The following is a 19,774-nucleotide window of genomic DNA, read 5'->3' as shown; positions in this document are numbered from 1 at the left end:
CAGGCCAAGGAAGGACCACGCTCATGACCCGCGTCCTGAAGGGACTCGTGGCCCTCGCAGGCCTCGCAGCGATCGTCGCCGGCATCCCGATCTTCCTGGTCAAAATCGGCGGCAACCCGCTGCCCGACCAGTGGCCAGGCCTCGGCGAGCTCGGCACGCTGCTCACCTCCCAAGACACCGGGCAACTGTTCCTCGGATTCCTGCTCTGGGTTGCCTGGATCGCCTGGGCCTACTTCACCCTGGCGGTCCTCGTCGAGCTCGCATCCCAGCTGAGCCGCAGACACTGGAGGCTGCCTGTACTCGGCGGAGGCCAGCGCATCACCGCGGGACTCGTCACGGCGATCGTCGCCCTGTTCGTCGCGCCGTCCTTCGCGACCGCGGCATCGGCTGCCGTCGACCACAGCCCAGTCCCGAACCACACGCCGACCGTGTCGACGCAAACCCACCTCACCCAGAGCTCCGCCCCCACACAGGCAACCAGCAGCCGACAGACAGCCAACCCCCAGGCGACCGGGACGGCTTTCGCAGCAGCCTCCCAGAACGCACCGGCAACGGCACCGGCCCCGAAGGCCACACCAACACAGGCCAAGACAACGCCCTACACCGTCAAGTCCAACGACACCCTGTGGGGGATCGCAGAACGCGCCTACGGCGACGGCACCAAGTACCGGATCATCGTCGCCGCGAACCCCCAGATCACCGACATCGACGACATCGACGCCGGCCAGGTCATCCAGTTGCCCACGGTCCCGATGACCCACCACACCACCAACCCCGCCAACACCGCCGCTCCGGGCGGCTACACGGTCAAGAAGGGCGACACGCTGTCCGAAATCGCCCAGGACGAACTCGGCGACGCCAACGCCTGGCCCTCCATCGCCAAGGCCAACCAAGGCCACCCACAACCCCACGGCGGACACCTGACCGATCCCGACCTCATCCAACCCGGATGGAACCTCACCCTCCCGGGCAAGGACACCCCGCAGACCACCCGGCACGACCCCACCCACACCAAGCCCACCGACCCGACCCAGATCAAGCCCGTCGACCCCGGCAAGACAGTCACGCCACCCCCGACCGTCAAGCCCGTAGAGCCGACGACGCCGGCAACTCCCCGGCCCTCCGCGCGTCCCACCCACCACGCGACCACGGAACCGTCCGCCAAACCCACCGAACGACCCAGCGAACGACCCACTACAGACCCCACAGCGCAACCGACCCAGCCCACGAATCAGCCGACGGGGGAGCCCACCCAGAGCGCCACCATCCCGCAGGCGACCGCCACACCCAGCGCAGAACCATCGCAGGCCGAGACCACGCCAAGCCAAGCCGGCACCCAGACCCCCGAGGTCCTTCAGCCAGGCCCAGTCTCAACAGACGGCAGCCAGCTCATCCAGTCCTCCGCCTTCCCGGTCCGCACCGCAGGCGGCGCCGGCGCCCTACTGGCCGCCGGCCTCATCGGACTCCTCACCACCCGCAAGGTCCTGCAACTGCTCCACCGCCGCCCCGGCCAGGCCATCCCCGCACCCCCCGACGACACCCGCACCACCGAAGCCCAACTCCGCACCATCGCCGACCCGTTCACCGCCGATCGGCTCAACGTCCTGCTTCGAGCCCTGGCCAGCGTCCTCGACGACGCCGACCGCACCCTCCCGCAGATCACCACAGTCCACATGTCCGACACCATCGTCGAACTCCGCCTCCTCACCCCGTCTCCCGACGCACCACCGCCATTCCAGACCGGCATCGGCAACGGCAGCTGGTTCATCAGCATCAACGACGTCGACCAGCTCCTGCAGAGCACCGACGTCGTCGAAACCATGCCCGCACCCTGGCCAACCCTGGTCACCATCGGCCACGACCAGAACAACGCACACGTCCTGGTCGACCTCGAGCAGGCAGGTGCACTGGCGATCACCAGCCCCGACCCCGCCTACTCCCGCGCGATCCTGGCCGCGATCATCATCGAACTCGCCACCTCAACCTGGGCCGACGACCTACGAGTCACCGTCGTGGGGGAGATGGAAGAACTCGCCACCGCACTCGGCGCCGGCCGGATCCGCTACGTCGACGGCCCCAACAACCTCCTCCTGGCCCTCGAACGCCGCGCCGAACGCAACCGCGACCACCTCGCCGAATCCGGGCACGCCTCACTCAACGAAGCACGCCTCGACCCCGACAGCGCCGACGCACTCACGCCGGAAGTCGTCCTGGTCGCCACCGACCTCACCGCCGACGAGCGACACCGCCTCACTCAGCTCGTCACCGAGCTTCCCCGAGTCGCGGTCGCCGCCGTCACCGCGACCGGCGACCCACTCAGCGACTGGAACCTACTCCTGTCCGATCCCGACCACGCTGTCCTCGCCCCGGTCGGCCTCCCGCTCCAGCCCCAACTGGTGGCAGGCGTCACGTACGACCGCATCATCAAGCTCCTCCAGTCGGCGGCCCGCACCGACACCGAGCCGGCTGATTGGTGGGACCACGACCTCGATCAACCCGCCGCCGCTGCTGCCCCGGAGCCGGCGGCCGCGGTCCTCCCGATCGCAACAGCACCCGCCCCCGACAGCGCGCCCGCCGAGCAGCAACTCGACCCCATCGAGGTACCGGGCAGGCAGCCCGCCGCGATCACGCACATCCACGCACCACTCGACGTACCACCCTTCCCACCAGCCGCCCCGTGGCTCCAACTCCTCGGCCCAGTCGAGATCCACGGCGCCACCGGCAGCGTCGAACAGAAACGCAGCGAGGTCTGCCGGCGCATGGCGGTCTTCCTCGCCCTGCACCCAAACGGCACCCCAGGCACAACCATCGACGACACCCTCGTCATCTCCTCGTCGACCCGCCTCAGCGTCCTGTCCCGACTGCGCGCCTGGCTCGGCGAAACCCCTGGAGGCGACCCGTACCTGCCGGCCGCAGTCAGCAAGAAGTACCGCCTCCACCCAGACGTCCGCACCGACTGGGACCACTTCAACGAACTCACCAAGACCGGCATCAACGCCTCACCCACCCGCAACCTCATCGAAGCGCTCAAACTCATCAAGGGACGCCCGATGGCCAGCGGCACCCCCCAGCTGTACTCATGGGCCTCCTACCACGCCGACCAGATCTCCGCGAAGATCCGCGACACCGCACTCCTCGTCGCCGAACGCTCCCTCGAAGCAAGCGACATCAACCAAGCCCGCTGGGCCATCACCACCGCCCACCACGCCGGCCTCCAGCACGACGAATTCCTCGCACGCACCGAACTACGCGTCGAACGCGCCGCAGGCAACACCGACGGCATCCGCACAGTCGTCGACCGCCTCAACCAAACCGTCCGAGACCTCGACATCGACCTCGACCCAGAAACCCTCGAGCTCATGACCGAGATCGAACAGGCTCAACGCCGCAACCACGCCTGACCACCGCCCACACACAAGCCGCAGGAGTCCGACAACATGCTGGACAAGCCGACACCACCCCAAGGCATGATGAACGGTGACGACAAGCCCACTGGAGGTAACGCAGTGTCACTCCTAAACCGCGGCAAAAACCCCGCGGGGACGCCTGGAGAGAGCGATCCTTCGAATCGGATCTCGAGATCCTCGCGTGGCCTCAAGGTCTGGGGTGGCGTCGTGCTGGGAATCGTAGCTGTCGTCGCTCTGGTCGTTGCCGGAATCGTCGTACTTTCCGGACGGAGCAAGAATCATGGATCGACAGCGACCTCTCCTTCGTCTGAACCAACCTCCGCGCCTAGTAGCCCGTCCCTGTCCAGCACGCCCTCCAAGCCGGCCGCACCCGAGCAAGTAGCTACCGAGGGCGCGACGACCGGGTACAGGCGCTGGACTGCTGTGCAGATTCAAGTCGCCCAGTCGGGTGGCACGAATGCACCGCAGGCCCAACTCGCCGCTGTCGCAACAGGAGTGCAGTTGACCGTGGATCGCTACACAGCCGATGTCTACTACAAGCAGCGCGGACGGAGGTTGATCACGCCGGCGACCATCGTTTCCATCAAGGCTGCTTCGATCGGCATCAGGAACACCGCTGGAGTCATCACGGACGTCACGTTGGCTGTCTGTGAGGACGTACGGAAAGCGTACGGCGTTGGCAAGGACGGCAAGTCACAGGTCAACCCGAATCGCCAGCCGTATCTCAACGACACGGTAGCTATGACCCTCGTCGGCGGCTCCTGGAAGGTCAAGGACTCAAGCAACAAGCCCGGGAGGAGTTGCGCATGATCCGACGGTTACTCCTCGCTGTGGCGTTGTTGACTGGACTTCTAGTTGCGTTCACTCAGCAAGCGTCCGCCGCCACCTGCAAGAAGACGGACTGGTTAGGCAACTGCATAGTAGAGACGACCGACCCTGGTCAGGACTCCACCGACCATCCTGGCAAGGGGGGCAAGACCGAGACCGTTGGCCAGTGCAAGGTCAGCACTCCCTCGGGTTTTGCGGTGCCCTGCACGTTGACCGACTTTGGAACCTACTACGCGCCAGCTGCCTGCTACATCAAGCCTGCCAGTCCAGTCCCCGCAGAGGCAGGCAAGCCGACTGCGGCCGGGTACGTCGCCTACTACTGCCGTTACGTTGTCGGCGGCACCGACATGCAGCCGATAATCGGTGGCGAATACACGATTATCTGGCTTCCGCCTCAGCGGCCCACGATCACGCCCGAGCAGGCCGCGCGAGCTGTAGCAGCAATGATGAAGTTCCAAGCGATCAACATCGGGATCTCACAGAAGATGTCAGGTCCGAACGGTGTCGGCTACGTAGGCGTGCCAGTCTGGCTATGGGCCAAGGACCCGAGCGGCGTTACGGTCGGCCCACAACACGTGCAAAGGACCTATCAAGGCCTCGGTGTCACGATCGACGCAAAGATGACAAAGATCGTGTGGGATCTCGGCGACGGGAGCACGGTCACATGCGGCCAGGGCACGCCCTACACCCCGTCAGCCGGCGTTGCTGAGTCCCCGACCTGTGGGCACAAGTACACGCAGATCTCGAAGTCGAAGCCGGGCGGCAAGTATCGGATCACTGCGACGTCCTACTGGGAGCTGGACTGGGCCGCTGGTGGCCAGACGGGCGTGATCCCGCTGGATTTCACGCAGGCCGCAGCACTCGGCGTCGGGGAGATCCAGGTAGTTGTCACGAACGGCTGATCTCGCACCACGAGGGCTGCCACGTCCAACGGCCCAACGCTGTAGCGTGTGTCGAATTGTGATCGCACGACGCATTGGGACGGGTTGATGAGCCGACGCATGACGCCCGACTTCACGCCTGACCAGCGCGACGCGCTCATCGCCGGCCGAGCGCGGGACGGCGTCGCAGCGCAGCAGCGCTTGCGCGCGCTGATCCGGCTCTGGCAAGACGAGCCCGAGCTGAAGTCGGCCGCTCGGGAACTCGCTCTGGCTGACACTGGCTCCATTGACACGCGCAAACTTCGCTACCCGGCGCGGATCCCTCTCGTGCTTGAGGATGGGGATCATGACGCGTTGATGGCGGCCAAGTACGGCGAGGGCACCGAGGCCGCGGCAGTCATTCGTGCGCTGGTCAGCATCTGGCTGTCTGATTCGGGCCTAGAGCAACGAGTGCTCCAGGTGGCTCGGGAACAGCGAGCAGCTCACTCGCGACGTCAGCACTGAGCTAGGGCTTCGGGGGGGTCTGGAGAAACTTCCGACATCGCTGTCACAGACCGGGCCGGAATTGGGCCTTCTGTGGATATGAGCCTGTTGAGAGTCTCGGCGTGTCGGTCCATGGTTTCTGAAACCGGTTCTGGCAGGGTTCCCTCATGGCTAGTGGTTTCTGAAATCGGGAGCGTCTTATGTCAGTCCGAGCCGAGCATCCTCGCGGCGGCCGCCCATCCAAGGGCGATCGCGTTTTCGTACCTGCTCGTGCCCCGCAGGGGCTGGTTGACCACGTCGTCCGCGTTGCAGAGTCTCAAGGCCTCACACAGAGCGCATACCTGTGCACCCTCCTTGAGGACCTGCACCATTTCGCGCGCAGTGAGGTCGACCAGGCCGAAACCTTCGACATCGTCCGAGCGGTCCCAGTTCCCCACACCGGCGCAACTTCGAAGCTTCGCTGCCGACTGGCCCGACCTCTCGTGGACCACATCGACGTTGTTGCGCGGCGCCAGGGCATGGAGCGCGCTCCCTATCTCGCCGCCCTTGTCGCCCAAGCCCACGGTTTTGACGTGCTCCACCGCGTCACGCCGCACCCATTCCAATCGGCCTACACAGCCGAACCGCTGCCTGAACTGGCTCCAACCGCGAGCTAGGGGAGAGGAGTCGCAACCAGCGACCCGCAAGACCACAACTAAACACGAAGCCGGCCCCACGAGGGAGCCGGCGCCGTTGAGCAGCCACGAGATCGCGTTGTTGAGTTTGGACGACCGCGAATCGCCAAACCCGGCAGATTTCGTAAGGCCTAGTTGTCACTCAACGGTAACACCGTTCCACGTTGGACAGAAAGCAGACTTTCGCCAGCGTGTCGGCACCTCGTCGCCTCGTGACACCAATGTCACAGGTTGTGACCACTCTTTGCGTCACGACGAAGGAGACAACCGTTGACCACGCAGCACGCCACACCGGCGGCGCCGCGGACCACCACCCGCATCGGGAGGTGAAATGTCCGCACAGCCGATAGAACCCGACTACGGGCACAATCACCACCCGTCACCACAAGCACCCCCACAAGATCTCGCGGCCGAGCAGTGCGTGCTCGGCGCGATGATGCTGAGCAAGGACGCGATCGCGGACGTGATCGAAAACCTGCGCAGCACCGACTTCTACCGGCCCGCGCACGAGGTGGTCTTCGACGCGATCACCGACCTGTATGCGCGGGGCGAGCCGGCCGACGCGATCACCGTCGCCGCCGAGCTCAACAAGCGCGGCGAGATGACCCGGATCGGCGGCGCGCCGTACGTGCACACGCTGGTCGCGTCCGTCCCGCTCGCGGCGAACGCGTCGTACTACGCACACATCGTCCGGGAGAAGGCGATCCTCCGCCGCCTGGTCGAGGCCGGTACGAAGATCGTCCAGCTCGGGTATGCCGGTGAGGGCGAGGTCGACGACGTCGTCGACGAGGCGCAGGCGGAGATCTACTCGGTCACCGAGAAGCGCACCGCCGAGGACTACGCCCCGATCGGCATGCTGCTCGAACCGACCATGGACGAGATCGAGGCCATCGCCGGACGCGGCGGCCAGATGATCGGCGTACCCACCGGATTCACCGACCTGGACGAGCTGACCAACGGGCTGCACCCCGGCCAGATGATCATCGTCGCGGGCCGCCCGGCCATGGGGAAGTCGACCCTGGGTCTGGACTTCGCCCGGTCCTGCTCGATCAAGCACGGCCTGACCTCGTGCATCTTCTCGCTGGAGATGAGCCGTAACGAGATCACCATGCGACTGCTCTCCGCCGAGGCGAAGGTGCCTCTGCACCACATGCGCAACGGCAAGATGACCGACGAGGACTGGGCCCGGCTGGCCCGCAAGATGGGCGAGGTCTCCGAGGCCCCGCTGTTCATCGACGACTCGCCGAACCTCACCATGATGGAGATCCGCGCCAAAGCCCGCCGCCTGAAACAACGTCACGACCTCAAGCTGATCATCATCGACTACCTGCAGCTGATGACGTCCGGTAAGAAGGTCGAGTCCCGCCAGCTCGAAGTCTCCGAGTTCTCCCGCTCGATCAAGCTCCTCGCCAAAGAACTCGAGCTCCCCGTCGTCGCCATCTGCCAGCTGAACCGAGGCTCCGAACAACGCTCCGACAAACGCCCCATGGCCTCCGACCTTCGTGAATCGGGCTGCCTGACCGCGGACACCCGCCTCATGCGGGCGGATACCGGCGCGGAGATCACGCTCGGCGAGTTGCTCGCTGAGGATGTTCGGGACATCCCGGTCTGGTCGCTCGACGATCGGCTGAAGCTGGTGCCGCGCACTCTCACCCACGCCTTCCCCAGCGGCGTGAAGGAAGTGTTCCGGGTCAAGCTCGCCTCCGGCCGCGAGGTGAAGGCCACGGCGAACCATCCGTTCCTGACGTACAACGGCTGGAAGCCGCTGGGCGAGCTCCCACCCGGTAGCCGGGTGGGTTCGCTCCGGCGGCTCCCTGATCCGCTCGACGTCAAGCCCTGGGACGAAGACGAGCTCACCCTGCTCGCCCACCTGCTCGGCGACGGGTCATTCCTTGAGAACGGATGCGTGCGGTACGCGAGCATCGACGAGGCTAACCTCACAGCTGTTGCCGAGGCAGCACAGCGACGGTTCGGTGTCCTAGTACGGCGAGACGAGTACGCCGTCGCGCGAGTCATCACTTTGCGGCTAACCACTCGGACTCAGTCAGCTCGGGGAACGAAGAATCCGGTCGCCGGGTGGCTCGAAAACCTGGCCCTTCGGGGCCTGCGCAGCCACGAGAAGTTCATCCCGGATGGCATCTTCGGCCTGCCGAAAGAGCAGGTGGCTCACTTCGTACGCCACCTATGGGCCACCGACGGCTCCGTGCGCTGGGACGAGAAGGCCGGCCAGGGTCACATCTACTACGCAAGCACCAGCCGCCGCCTCGTCGACGACCTGGCCCGCCTCCTCCTCCGCCACAACATCTTCAGTCGCATCTACCTCGCACGAAAGGCCGGCTACCGCGACTCCTATCAGCTGAAGGTTCAAGGTGTAGATGATCAGCGTCGGTTCTGCATGGACATCGGCGTTCACGGCGCTCGCGGGGAGAGGGTCGCCGAGCTCGTCGATCGCCTGCAGAACATCAAGTCGGCCCCGAAGCGCGACACCGTCCCGATTGAAGTTTGGGATCAGGTAAAGGCGGCCATGCACGCCCGCGGAGTTAGTCAGGCCGCGCTCGGCATCGCACTCGGCCGTCGTAGCGCAGGCACTCTCTTCGCGGACGCACCGACGCGTCAACGGCTTTCCGATGTAGCCAACGTCCTCGATGTCGCAGAGCTCAAGACGCTCGCGACGAACGACATCTTCTGGGACTCGATCGTGCAGATCGAAAACATCGGAGGGCAGACCGTTTTCGACGCGACAGTCCTTGGCACCCACAATTTCGTGGCTAACGGTATCTGTCTGCATAATTCCCTCGAGCAGGATAGTGACGTCGTCATCCTGGTTCACCGCGAGGACGCGTACGAGCGGGAGTCGACCCGGCCCGGTGAGGCGGACCTGATCGTTGCGAAGCATCGCAACGGGCCGACCGCGGACATCGTCGTCGCGTTCCAGGGGCACTATTCGCGCTTCGCCGACATGGCGGCGGGCCTATGAGCGTCGGGATGGAGCCACTCCCGTTCGTCGAGGACCCGATGCTCACTGCGGCAGGCCTCGCGGTTGCCGCGGTGCGGCCGAAGATGCAATACAGGGACCCGGGGCGCGGGTACGTCCAGGTGCCCGTGGCCATGCTCAACGAGTCGGCCCAGACAGTCCTGATCGTGTCAGCACTCGCCAGGCGGCTCAGGGCCTCGTCGGGCGGAGTGGTGGAAGGCGTCCTGCAGACGCATCTGGCCCATGAACTCGGCTGGATCACAGCTGAGGAAGTTACTGACCACAATCCAAAGGATCCAGAGCCGAAGGTTGCCGCAGCTGTCAACCGGGTGTCGCGATGGGTCCAGACTGCGGCTGCTACCTCGTGGCTGGATGTGCAGTACACCTACGACCCGCGTCGGCAACGCACGACGGCGAAGTATCAGTTGTGGGGTCGTCCGTCGGCCGACAAGAAGGTTGAGTACGTCGAAGCACCAGTCAGCCTGTTCGACCTCGTTGCGGCTGGCGACGTCGACAAGGCCGCGTTCCAGGCGTTCTTGCAGTGGCGTTGCATGATGGGCACAGTCACGTCGACCGTCACGTCGATTCCGCAATTCGCCCGGCGCTGGCGGGTGTCCGAGGCAACGGCACGCCGGCACCGGAAGGCCCTCTTGGATGCTGAGGCTCTTGTCGAGGTTCCGTCGCCCGGAGGACCTTCGGTAACGGGGCTTCCGTTCAACATGATCCGCAAGGGCGCAGCAGGCACGTCTGGACACGGGGTCCAAAAGAATGAGGAATCAGCCCCGCGCAATTTGCGGAATGACCACCCCCGCAAAACGTCCCCTTCTGTATCTGGTCTTGTACCTAAAGGCTTATCTGTCTCTTCCTCCGCGGTAGCGGACGTACAGGAGGTAACACGCGAGGACGCGACGACGGCTTCGCCGAATCCCGAACGAGATCCGAACCCGACTGACTCTCCGGTGCGGAACAAGCCACGTCGTCAGGCGTCCTCGTCGAGCCTGGCAGCTGCAGGGCGGCTGTTGACCCGGTTCCGATCAGAGTTGGTTGCCTGTGCCCCGCAGTTCAGGCGTGGGATCATCCGCCGGGCAGGGTTGTTCCTGGACGATGGTTACGGGCCTGAGGCAATCGTGCGTGCAGGGAACCAGCTGGCTTCTGCGATCGGGGATGGTGACCACTGCGAGGTCTTTCGCAGGGCACTGTCCAGCCTGGCGAGCGACGTGCTTGCTGGAGCCTGCCGGGGTTGTGGACGCTACGTCCAGGAGGACGGGCATCACCCACGTTGTGAGCAGGCCACTGCGCGACCATCCTGGCTCGCTGAGTTGGAAGGCAGCGGCCAGTGCGTCAGGTGCGATGCACAAGGCCAGGTTCGCGAAGAACTTCCGATCGCCGTCGTCGTGTGCGATAGGTGCTGGGACGAGCAGGCGTGCGGCGAGGGTCGACCCGAGGACGCACTGCGTCCGGTCGAACCTGACATGGCCGATCCGGGCCCGGTATCGCGGGCTTCTCCCGTCGGACCGGGTCCGCGTGACTACTTGCCAGACGCTCACTGCTTCATCGGCGCTGGTGGTCGATGCCATTCGGGTTCGGCTTCTGCTGATCAAGAGCTGGATCGCCTTCAGCCGACTCAGCCTGTAGGGAGACGAGCTGTGCTCGGGTCGGGTCAGGCGCGGCGGAGGACCTCGAGCGCTGGCCGGTCGGGTATCCACGGTGAGGCGTCGCATGCTGGCGGGCGTCGTCGGCGAGCTCTCACCGTGTTCCATCGACACCTCTTTTCCGCGCGGCTGGGGAGCGCAGCATGTTCCGCCAATCGCCTCCCAGCTACGTGTACTTTGGGCCGACGGACGGACGCCGATCCAGGCCTGCGTCGCCGTGAGCACGGGCGGTGGTTGCCAGCGCTCGTGACCTTTGGGAGCAGGAAGCCGTCGTTCGGCTCGATCTGCTCGAGGTTTGCTGCCCCAGTCGTACGCCCTCCACCGAGGTAGATCTGGCACTGTCCGCCGGTCAGGCTCAGCGTTCGTCCAAGAGTTGGTAGCCGTGTGCGCGGAGGTATTCGCGGACGGGGAGTCCATCCCAGACGTTGCCCATGGCCAACTCGGCTCGCGGCTTGGGGAAGTCGGGTCGAGAGGTGATCTGGTAGACGCGCTGCCTCGTCAGGCCGAGGATGGCTCGGATCTCGGCGGCGCCGAGGAGTTCCCCGTCTGAAGGCGATGTCATGAACGACAGGGTAGTAGTCGGTTGACTACTAGTCACGCGACAAGTACCGTTCTAGTCACATGACTAGTAGTCACGTGACTATCTCAGGTGTGAGCTCGCCCACCGGCTCACGACCACACCACCGAGATCCGGACCCGGCGCAACGAAGGAGCGAGATGGCACCGTCCTTTCGGCCCACAGCAGAGCAGGCCGCTGCGGTCGACGCATTCCGCACGGGCACCGACATGGTTCTGGAAGCAGGCGCCGGCACTGGAAAGACGTCGACACTGAAGTTGATGGCAGCTGCGCGGCCGAGGACTCGTGGCATCTACGTGGCCTACAACAAGTCGATCGCCAAGGACGCGCAGGCGTCCTTCCCAGGGGACGTCGAGTGCCGCACCGCGCACGGGTTCGCCTACATCTGGATGGGGCGGCGCCGAGAGTGGGGCTGGGATGCGCTCAACAAGCGGGTGAACGGGAAGCGAGTGCTCGCGCCCCAGACCGCACGCATCCTCGGTGCAAAGGCTCCGCTGCGCCTGGGCCCGGATCGGATGATCACCTCCTACCAGCTCGCGCGCATTGCCATGGAGACAACGGACAGGTTCTGTCTGTCGGCCGACCGTGAGATCCAGCCGCGGCATGTACCGAGGGTCAACGGCGCCGTCGACGACGCAGACCGGGCAGCTCTGGTGAAGGCTGTGCTCCCGTTCGCCCGCAAGGCGTGGGAGGAGGACCTGACCAGGCCGGACGGGGAACTGAGGTTCAACCACGACGTCTACCTGAAAATGTGGGCGCTGACCAACCCGATCCTGAACGCCGACTACGTGTTGCTGGACGAGGCGCAGGACTCGACGCCGGTGGTGACGCAGCTGTTCAACCAGCAAAGGGATACGCAGAAGGTCGCGGTCGGTGACAGCTGCCAGGCAATCTACGGGTGGAGAGGTGCGCAGGACGCGATGGCCGGCATGGTGGTCGACCATCGCATGTTTCTCCAGCAGAGCTTTCGCTTCGGGCCGGCGATTGCTGAGGAAGCCAACAAGTGGCTCGAGCTGTTGAACGCAGATCTCCGGCTCATCGGGACGTCGACGATCGCATCGAAACTGAAGCCCCTGGCCCAGCCGAACGCCGTGCTGTGCCGGAGCAACGCCGAAGCCGTAGACCGACTGATGCGCTTCCACAGAGCCAACATTCCTGCCGCAATCGTCGGTGGCGGCAACGACGTACGGCGTCTGGCCGAGGCAGCGGTCGAGCTGCGAGAGAAGGGCCGCACTGCACATCCCGAGCTGTGTGTGTTCACGTCATGGGGGATGGTGCAGGAGTACGTCGAACACGACCACGGAGGCCGGGATCTTTCCGTCGCAGTACGGCTGATCGACGACCATGGTCCGGAGAAGATCATCGAGGCGATCGACCGGTCGGTGTCGGAGAGCAAGGCGACGATCGTGTTGTCGACTGCGCACAAGGCCAAGGGCAGGGAGTGGAACTCCGTGGAGATCGCGGACGACTTCCGTCAGCCGAGCCCGGACGAGGAAGGCCGCCAGGTCGAGCCGGCCCGCGAGGAGTCGATGCTCGCGTACGTTGCTGTGACACGGGCTCAGCGGTACTTGGACCGTTCTGGGCTGGAGTGGATCGATGAGTACGTCAGCTCGCCTGGTTCCGGAGGTTCGAGGCTTGGCCGGCTGGCGAAATCGATGGCTCGGAGGTCGCGATGATCGCGCTGGCCGAGGCGGAGCTCATGTGGGGCCGGCGGGCGCAGTCAAGGACGGGAATGGCTGTTCATGCGATCCGCAACGACGCGTTCGGTCGTCCGATTCGTGCGCGGTGTGATGTCGTGGTCGGGGAGCCGGTTGGCCAGGATCAGCCGGTGACCTGCAGGAGCTGTCGCCGGCTTCTCGCAGGCGACGCGGCCCAGGCGAACAGACCGTTCCTGGACCGGATCGCGGCCGCGGAGACGCGGATCCGTGCGGCCGGTTTCAGGCTTCGATACGTCGATGCCTGCGAGGGCGACGGCATCGGTGGCCTGCTCGGGATGGGAGCCGGGGTGACGTCGTGGTCGCATCGCGAGGTCCGGATCCGCCGCATGCTGACCGGAGCGAGCCTGGTCGAGGTCCTCGAGCACGAGCTCGCACACGTCGACGAACGTCCGGGGTACGAGCGGGGAACTCATACGCTCGGTGGACGAGGGTGCTCATGAAAGTGCGGAAGATCACGTGCAGCTCCGGCCCTGACGACTCGGCCCCTGCGGCACCCCCGGCGGCCTTCGCCGTCAGCGAGGACGCGATTGAGGCGTTGCGAGGTGCTCTGGCAACTCACCTGGAGACCTACAGTGTTCCGCGGCATCTGCTCCGTGCGATCCTGCGAGACATCGCGCAGGTCCCGGCGCTGGCAAACACCGGAGTGGATCCGGAAGCATCGAACGGCCGACCCCGCGCTGGGGTGGCCCCCGAGGCGGTGGCCGAGTTGCGGGCCGACCTCGACCGGTCGTACCCGCAGCGCGCGCCGTACGACGTGGTGTCGACGACGATCGATCGGCTGGATGCGATCCTCGAACTGGACCTCTCCGGATCCATCGACCATCGGGTCTTGGCATCGTGAGGTCAGAGAACGTTGGTGAGCGGAGGAGATAGAGGATGGGAAGAGCAGGGCTGTTCGTAGAGGTAGATCAGGTTGGTAGCGCCTACCAGATGACCATCACGAAGCTGAACGGCGACGGCAGCGGAGACGGCTACCGTCTCCACGGACCCGACTACGTCGGCACCAGCAAGTCGCTGTTCCGGACCGAGCTCAGCAAGACCGATCGTGCACACATGCGGGCGTACCTGGACGCGATGGACGCGCAGGATGCACTGGAGGAGTCCGGAGAACTGCGCCAGACAGGTGACGGCGTCGACACACCGACTTCGTAGACGCAAACGTCCAGCGGTCCGGGCTGCCGATTCGGGGAGATGCACTGGCGCATTCGAGGTGGGCTGGGAGACCGGGTACTTGGCGGCCGTCGCGGAGGCCGCCGCGCTGCGCTGGGAGGATGCAGCCGAAGAGATCGCGACTATGGCCGAAGAGTTCGCGGACGAGCTTGACCCGCCATTCATTCTGCCGGTCGATCAGCGCGACTGGTTCAAGGACCAACAACTGCATGCACTCGCAGCTAAGCCCGCGAGATCGGAGAGGTACGGAGTCGTGAGTAGCACATACACCGCAGATGGCCGGCGTAGGTCGTCGATGACCCATGCGTCGTGGGGTCACGAATGTTCGATTTGCCACCAGGTTTCATTCGGCAACGGCGGTGAGGTTTCACACGGCCGGGCCCACGTCCGTCGTGGCGAAGCCGTCGAGCTCGTCAAGAACTACGCCACTCAGCCATCATCGAGAGTGTTCCTGGCGGTCGATGATGACCAGATCGCGCAGTACCGGGCCAGAGGTTTCCGCGAGGTGGAGTCGTGAGCGACCAGAGCCTGCGGGAGGCGTTGCGAGAGGCGCACGCGGCCTTGGGGCTGGTGCGCACGTTCGTCCGTGTCGAGGTGCCGACGGCGGCAGGCACGGTTCGGGAACTGGATCGTGTGATCGACGCGATCACGGCTGAGCTCGCCGCCAACCCCGCCGAGTCGTCTGACGCCGAAGAGGTGGAGATCCTTCGTCGTGCGTTGGCGGACGCTAGGGACACGGCGGACCGTGCGAACGAACTTCTTGGGGTGCTGCCTGCGCGTCCGGTGATCGACCGGGAGGCTGGGGAAGGGCCAGAGACCACCATCGACTCCGCGGTTTCTCCGCTGACGGAGGAGTCCGGCGTCCTGTTCGACAGGGACGCGGCCTGGGAAGCCGTGGTGAAGGTTCGCGACGCAGCGGCTCGAGTGGCGAACGACGCAGACAGCTGGGACATCGTGGATGCGATCACGAACTTGCTGCCACCGATCCTGGACCGTGAGTCGCTCATCGGTGCGACTGCGGACGAGCTGGGGAACTGGATGAGCGAAGGACCCCACGAGCGTCGGCTCGTTGCTCGCGCGATCGTCGACAACGTATCTGCTGTACAGAGAGGCAGCCGATCGTGATCGGGGCTGCCAGGTTCCTCGTGGCCGACCGGCGGCGGTGGGACTGATGGTCGCGAAGCAGATCCGGATTTCGGCGGACCTGTCGATGCCGCTCGACGCGGCCACCGAGACCTTTGGCATCTTCGGCGTCAAAGGCCGCGGTAAGACTCACACCGCGGCTGTGTTGACCGAGCAGTTCCTCGGCGCCGGCGTACCTGTGGTCGTGATCGATCCGACCGGCGCTCATTGGGGCCTGCGGTCATCGGCGGACGGCAAGCGGGCAGGGTTCCCAATCACCATCGTTGGTGGCAACCACGCTGATGTTCCGCTCGAGGAGACCGCCGGCAGTCTGCTGGCCGAGCTCGTCGCATCCAAGCGAGTCCCGCTCCTGCTGGACGTGTCACGTCTCAGCAAGAGGGCGATGAGACGATTCCTCACCGACTTCATGGAAACGCTCTACCTGGCCAACACCTATCCGTTGCACATCATTGCGGATGAGTGCGACCTGTACGCACCGCAACGCGTCTACGCCGGAGTCGAGCGACTCCTCGGCGCGATGGAGGACGTCGTACGGCGGGGCAGGATCCGCGGCCTTGGGATCACCTTGATCAGTCAACGCCCCGCCTCGGTGAACACGAACGTGCGCTCGCAGGTCGGGACCTTGATCCTGCTGGGCTTGACAGGAACCCACGACATCAAGGCCGTCGACGAGTGGGTCAACCTTCACGCTGACCCTGAGACGGCGCGCAAGGTGAAGGCGTCGTTGCCCGCGCTCGAGACGGGCAGGGCGTGGGTCTGGTCGCCGCAGTGGCTGAGGATTCTGCAGCAGGTGCAGGTCGACCGGCGTACGACGTTCGATTCTTCGGCCACTCCCAAGGTGGGGGAGACCCTGATTCCGCCGGCCGAATGGGCGAAGGTCGACGCGGCGGCGTTGTCGGCAGAGATTGCTGCCACTGTCGAGCGCGCCAAGGAGAACGACCCGGAGGCGTTGCGGAAGCGGATCGCGGAACTGGAGCGCGCGCTGGAACAGGCCGAACGCGCGTGCCCAGAGCCGGCGCGGGTCGAGGTGCCGGTCGTGACCGAGGAGATGCGGGCGGCGCTGGCCCGAGCAGGCGCGGACATGATCGCTGGCCTGAATGCGTCGGTCGAGCAGTTGGAGGTCACACTGCAGCCGATCCTGGAAGAGCTCGAACGAGCTAACCTCGAACTTCCGGCGATACCCGCCCCGGTGCAGCCGCGCCTCAACGAGGCGCCCTTGCCTGAACGTGCCCGAGGCTCGGCCCCCGCCCGTCCGGCGAAGCCTGTGGAAAGCTCGGCAACGGAGGGGCCGCGCGAACGGCCGGCTACGGCACGCGAGGCGAAGACCGTCGACACTTCGATCAAAATCGGCAAGGGAGAACGCAAAGTCCTGGAGGTACTCGCGCAGTGGCCTGACGGACGAGCCCACAGCGACCTAGCGTTCCTAGCCGGCTATTCGCCGAAGGCGTCAACGCTTGGGGTGATCTTGGCGAAGTTGCGGCGGGCTGGCTACGTCGCCGACGGCCGCCCGATCCGGCCGACCCAGGCCGGCTTGGCAGCCGTCGGCGGAGCAGTGCGGTTGCCCAGCGGTGCGGAGCTATTCGAATACTGGAGACACCATCCCCGGATGGGCGAGGGGGAACGGAAAGTTCTCGATGTCCTGATCGACGCCTACCCGGCTGCTCTCAGCAACGAGGAACTCTGTTATCGAGCCGGATACTCTGCCACCGCGTCCACCGTCGGCGTGATCCTCAGCAAGCTGCGCAAGCTTGGCCTGGTCGAGAAGGGAGCTCGGCGCACAGACTCCCATTTCATGGCAAGCATCGCGCCCTGAGCCCGAACGGTCAATCCAGTATCTGGCGCCAGGTGCGACGGTCGAAAACGAGGCAACCCAGACAGATTGGTTGGGTAATCTCTGTGGAGGATTGGGCTCTGATCCTGCGGCTGGTCGCGGACGGTGTTCCGCAGCGTCAGGTCGCGCGGGACCTGGGCGTGGGCAGGTCGACGGTGGCGCGGGCGGTGGCGTCGGACGGACTGCCGAAGTACGAGCGGGTGGCGGTGCCGACGGTGTTCACGCCGTTCGAACCGGTAGTGCGGCATTTGCTCGCGTCGACGCCAGACATGCACGGTGACGGTGATCGCCGAGCGGGTCGGGTGGGCCGGATCGATCAGGTGGTTCCACGACAACGTCCGGCGGCTGCGACCTGAGCATCGGCCGGTCGAGCCCTCGTCCGCGGGGAGCAGTTCGGGGGCTCCTGGAGGGGTTTGTCGATGAACGGGTCCTCCCCGCGTCCGCGGCGGGAGCAGGAAACCGTCACCTCCACCTGGGCAACCATCTCCGGGTCCTCCCCGCGTTCGTGGGGAGCAGGAGGACGTACGGGTCGGCTTCGGTGAAGAAGCCGGGTCATCCCCGCGTCGGCGGAGAGCAGTGCACCATGTAGGCGTCCCAGTCGTCACGCGCCGGGTCATCCCCGCGTCCGCGGGGAGCACCGGAAGCTGCAAACGGCGTCGGTGCGGATGGGGGGATCATCCCCGCGTCTGCGGGGAGCACACTATCTGACCTCGCGATTCTTCGAGCTCGCCCCACAATTCTCCATGAGATGGGGGCGTTCCGCGAGCAGGTCTGAGCGGTCTATGGCGTGTGCGGCGCTCTTCCCGTGCAGGTGACTGGCGGGCTGCTGAGTTCCAAGAAGTGGGCCTGCCCCGGCCGGACGGCCGTGGTCCTCGGGGCTTGAGCATCCTTGGGCCGACCTCGTTCATCGCCCGCGTGACTCTGTGACCTGCTTGAGTGGCCGCGCTGTTCGCCATACGACGGCGAAAGCCTGGCCGGGTTGCGAGCTTTCAACGAAGTTTCCCGGTAGGTGTCTGGCGGTTGGCGCGACGGTCCGCGCGCAGCTGGCAGAGGCAGCGGGCGTTGCGAACGTTGCCCACCTGGAGCTGATCGGTCCAGGTGCGCCGGCGGTCGCGATCACCCGTAGAGCCCTTCCCACCAGGCGGCTGTCGGCGGTGGCTTCTTGATCGTCACCGTTCTGCTGCGCCCGGGTTGGCGTGGGCAGCGGGCCGGGATGGTCTGTGGCCAGGTCTGGGTTGCACTCCAGGTGTCGAACTGGCGAGAGTCTGTGGGGCCTACTTGGAAGCGGTGTGTTGCCCCGCACCAGCAGAGCACGGTGAGTTGACCGGGCACGTCCCAGCGGCCCCTGAGACCGATGTGGTCATGCAGTTGGTCGAGATCGATGCCACCGCGGTGAGCGTCGACAAGGGCCGAGCGCATCTCGTCTCGGGGTTCGTTGCCGGCGAACAGCATGGCCTTCATGATCCTGCTGGTCTCGTCAGCGGCGAGCACCGCTGATGAGTCTCCCGCGCTTCCTGTGCTTCCGGTGCTCTGGCGCAGGTAGGTGGCGGCGTGGATGATCCGCTCGACCAGGTCGCGGTACTCGGCGCCGTTCCAAACGATTGGCGTAGGCGGGATGCCGTCGCGTAGCCAGCTCCAGACATCGGTGGTGTGGAAGAGGTGGCCCCAGCCGCGGACAGGTGGCCCGGCGTACTTCTTCTTCACACTGAGCACGAGACCCTGACCGAGATCGAGCAGGACCGTCCGGCGGCATTCCAGGATCGATCGTCGGGCCTGCTTCCACTGGAACTTTACGTAGTCACCGTTGTCGCCGCGCCGAAGGTTCAGATGCTCGCGCTGGAAGTTTCGGCGTGCATCGAACAACCACACCATGCCGCGGCCGTAGTGGGCCTCGCGTTTGGCGATGTCCTCGGCCGAGATCGAACTGTGCTGCAGTTCGACCACGTTTCCCGCGAGGAGCCACGAGGTCGGCGCGATGCTTGCCCATGAAAACCTCGCAGCGTTCGGCCGGAACGAGCCGCTGGTAGGCGCGGTGCCAGTCCGTGAGTGGTTCGGTCCAGGGATCACAGTCCTGGCCGGCCTCGTGCGCCCAGTGCCAGGCGTTGATCTGCCCGCACTTGGCCAGCACCGGCCCGTCGCAGACCGGGCACGTGCCCAGCGACCCGGGCGCAGGTTCGGAGTTGGCGCCGGCCACCGTATTCGCGTACAGCACTCCTCAGACCACCTTCCGCCTGCGATGCGTCACGGCCGGCCACTCCGGCGTGGGGAAGGATCCCAGGCACCTCCGACAGTTTCCGGCCGGGGACGCGTATCTGTGTTGGGAATCGCTCGATCTCAGATTTCGGGTGGTCTATCTGAGATGTGTTCTGAGGTTGGTGGGGCAGTTGCGACTGGTGTGTGACGCGTCAGGCGCGCGTCAGCCGTCAATCGGGTCGA

Annotated in this window: 16 protein-coding genes and 1 pseudogene; 12 read left to right on the top strand and 5 right to left on the bottom strand. The window is 65.5% G+C overall.

Annotated elements, in window-relative coordinates; translation table 11 throughout:
- The first annotated feature begins 23 nt into the window (after positions 1-23).
- The 4 genes from ACFV9C_RS41870 (at position 24) to ACFV9C_RS41855 (ending at position 5,620) form a co-directional block, all read left to right on the top strand.
- Positions 24-3,401 (top strand): LysM peptidoglycan-binding domain-containing protein, encoded by a 3,378-nt coding sequence (locus tag ACFV9C_RS41870; RefSeq protein ID WP_380203108.1) that lies wholly within the window; start codon positions 24-26, stop codon positions 3,399-3,401.
- 36 nt (positions 3,402-3,437) lie between these two features.
- Positions 3,438-4,217, top strand: a complete 780-nt coding sequence (locus ACFV9C_RS41865; RefSeq protein ID WP_380203106.1) for a hypothetical protein — start codon at positions 3,438-3,440, stop codon at positions 4,215-4,217.
- Positions 4,214-5,137, top strand: coding sequence for a hypothetical protein (locus tag ACFV9C_RS41860; RefSeq protein ID WP_380203104.1), 924 nt, complete (start codon positions 4,214-4,216; stop codon positions 5,135-5,137). Before ACFV9C_RS41865 ends, ACFV9C_RS41860 begins: the two co-directional genes overlap by 4 nt.
- Before the next feature lie 99 nt (positions 5,138-5,236).
- Positions 5,237-5,620 carry a hypothetical protein gene (locus tag ACFV9C_RS41855; RefSeq protein WP_380203102.1) on the top strand — a complete coding sequence of 128 codons (384 nt, stop codon included), beginning with the start codon at positions 5,237-5,239 and terminating at the stop codon, positions 5,618-5,620.
- 182 nt (positions 5,621-5,802) lie between these two features.
- On the opposite strand, the gene ACFV9C_RS41850 is transcribed toward ACFV9C_RS41855, so the two are convergent.
- Positions 5,803-6,180: a hypothetical protein gene (locus ACFV9C_RS41850; protein WP_380203100.1), complete on the bottom strand. Its 378-nt coding sequence runs from the start codon at positions 6,178-6,180 to the stop codon at positions 5,803-5,805.
- Positions 6,181-6,604: 424 nt separating this feature from the next.
- Here ACFV9C_RS41850 and ACFV9C_RS41845 point away from each other — a divergent pair, with 424 nt between their 5' ends.
- Complete coding sequence (locus tag ACFV9C_RS41845; protein ID WP_380203098.1) at positions 6,605-9,250, top strand: replicative DNA helicase; 2,646 nt, start codon at positions 6,605-6,607, stop codon at positions 9,248-9,250.
- Between the two features lie 2,004 nt (positions 9,251-11,254).
- On the opposite strand, the gene ACFV9C_RS41840 is transcribed toward ACFV9C_RS41845, so the two are convergent.
- Entirely contained in the window at positions 11,255-11,461 is a 207-nt protein-coding gene (locus ACFV9C_RS41840; protein WP_380203096.1) for a DNA-binding protein, read from the bottom strand.
- A gap of 59 nt (positions 11,462-11,520) precedes the next feature.
- On the opposite strand from ACFV9C_RS41840, the gene ACFV9C_RS41835 reads away from it, so the two are divergent.
- Positions 11,521-13,152, top strand: a complete 1,632-nt coding sequence (locus tag ACFV9C_RS41835; protein ID WP_380203093.1) for a UvrD-helicase domain-containing protein — start codon at positions 11,521-11,523, stop codon at positions 13,150-13,152.
- Between the two features lie 44 nt (positions 13,153-13,196).
- On the opposite strand, the gene ACFV9C_RS41830 is transcribed toward ACFV9C_RS41835, so the two are convergent.
- Positions 13,197-13,571, bottom strand: coding sequence for a hypothetical protein (locus ACFV9C_RS41830; RefSeq protein ID WP_380203091.1), 375 nt, complete (start codon positions 13,569-13,571; stop codon positions 13,197-13,199).
- Between the two features lie 59 nt (positions 13,572-13,630).
- Between ACFV9C_RS41830 and ACFV9C_RS41825 the strand changes: the two genes are divergently transcribed.
- From ACFV9C_RS41825 to ACFV9C_RS41800, 6 genes are all read left to right on the top strand, one after another.
- Positions 13,631-14,035, top strand: a complete 405-nt coding sequence (locus ACFV9C_RS41825) for a hypothetical protein (RefSeq protein ID WP_380203089.1) — start codon at positions 13,631-13,633, stop codon at positions 14,033-14,035.
- Positions 14,036-14,124: 89 nt separating this feature from the next.
- A complete protein-coding gene (locus ACFV9C_RS41820) occupies positions 14,125-14,346 on the top strand; it encodes a hypothetical protein (protein WP_380203087.1) in 222 nt (73 codons plus the stop codon).
- A 58-nt stretch (positions 14,347-14,404) separates the two neighbouring features.
- Positions 14,405-14,881 (top strand): hypothetical protein, encoded by a 477-nt coding sequence (locus tag ACFV9C_RS41815; protein WP_380203085.1) that lies wholly within the window; start codon positions 14,405-14,407, stop codon positions 14,879-14,881.
- Complete coding sequence (locus ACFV9C_RS41810) at positions 14,878-15,489, top strand: hypothetical protein (protein WP_380203083.1); 612 nt, start codon at positions 14,878-14,880, stop codon at positions 15,487-15,489. The genes ACFV9C_RS41815 and ACFV9C_RS41810 overlap by 4 nt, the downstream gene beginning before the upstream one ends.
- Before the next feature lie 46 nt (positions 15,490-15,535).
- Complete coding sequence (locus ACFV9C_RS41805) at positions 15,536-17,320, top strand: ATP-binding protein (protein WP_380203081.1); 1,785 nt, start codon at positions 15,536-15,538, stop codon at positions 17,318-17,320.
- Between the two features lie 83 nt (positions 17,321-17,403).
- Positions 17,404-17,694: a helix-turn-helix domain-containing protein gene (locus ACFV9C_RS41800; RefSeq protein WP_380203079.1), complete on the top strand. Its 291-nt coding sequence runs from the start codon at positions 17,404-17,406 to the stop codon at positions 17,692-17,694.
- Between the two features lie 760 nt (positions 17,695-18,454).
- Here the strand turns inward: ACFV9C_RS41800 and ACFV9C_RS41795 are convergent.
- Both ACFV9C_RS41795 and ACFV9C_RS41790 read right to left on the bottom strand, forming a co-directional pair.
- A complete protein-coding gene (locus ACFV9C_RS41795; protein ID WP_380203132.1) occupies positions 18,455-19,282 on the bottom strand; it encodes a hypothetical protein in 828 nt (275 codons plus the stop codon).
- Between the two features lie 88 nt (positions 19,283-19,370).
- A pseudogene (locus ACFV9C_RS41790) lies at positions 19,371-19,532 on the bottom strand (competence protein CoiA family protein); the annotation flags it as partial.
- Between the last annotated feature and the right edge of the window lie 242 nt (positions 19,533-19,774).

The organism is Kribbella sp. NPDC059898 (assembly GCF_042730855.1).
Lineage (GTDB): Bacteria > Actinomycetota > Actinomycetes > Propionibacteriales > Kribbellaceae > Kribbella.
The sequence above is the reverse complement of the archived record's forward strand: the minus strand, read 5'-3'. Positions and strand labels throughout refer to the sequence as shown.

What these genes read in the sequence shown, in the direction of transcription:
- ACFV9C_RS41870 (WP_380203108.1), top strand. Translation starts at nt 24, where the DNA reads ATGACCCGCGTCCTGAAGGGACTCGTGGCCCTCGCAGGCCTCGCAGCG.
- ACFV9C_RS41865 (WP_380203106.1), top strand. Translation starts at nt 3,438, where the DNA reads ATGCTGGACAAGCCGACACCACCCCAAGGCATGATGAACGGTGACGAC.
- ACFV9C_RS41860 (WP_380203104.1), top strand. Translation starts at nt 4,214, where the DNA reads ATGATCCGACGGTTACTCCTCGCTGTGGCGTTGTTGACTGGACTTCTA.
- ACFV9C_RS41855 (WP_380203102.1), top strand. Translation starts at nt 5,237, where the DNA reads ATGACGCCCGACTTCACGCCTGACCAGCGCGACGCGCTCATCGCCGGC.
- ACFV9C_RS41845 (WP_380203098.1), top strand. Translation starts at nt 6,605, where the DNA reads ATGTCCGCACAGCCGATAGAACCCGACTACGGGCACAATCACCACCCG.
- ACFV9C_RS41840 (WP_380203096.1), bottom strand. Translation starts at nt 11,461, where the DNA reads ATGACATCGCCTTCAGACGGGGAACTCCTCGGCGCCGCCGAGATCCGA.
- ACFV9C_RS41835 (WP_380203093.1), top strand. Translation starts at nt 11,521, where the DNA reads ATGACTAGTAGTCACGTGACTATCTCAGGTGTGAGCTCGCCCACCGGC.
- ACFV9C_RS41825 (WP_380203089.1), top strand. Translation starts at nt 13,631, where the DNA reads ATGAAAGTGCGGAAGATCACGTGCAGCTCCGGCCCTGACGACTCGGCC.
- ACFV9C_RS41820 (WP_380203087.1), top strand. Translation starts at nt 14,125, where the DNA reads ATGACCATCACGAAGCTGAACGGCGACGGCAGCGGAGACGGCTACCGT.
- ACFV9C_RS41805 (WP_380203081.1), top strand. Translation starts at nt 15,536, where the DNA reads ATGGTCGCGAAGCAGATCCGGATTTCGGCGGACCTGTCGATGCCGCTC.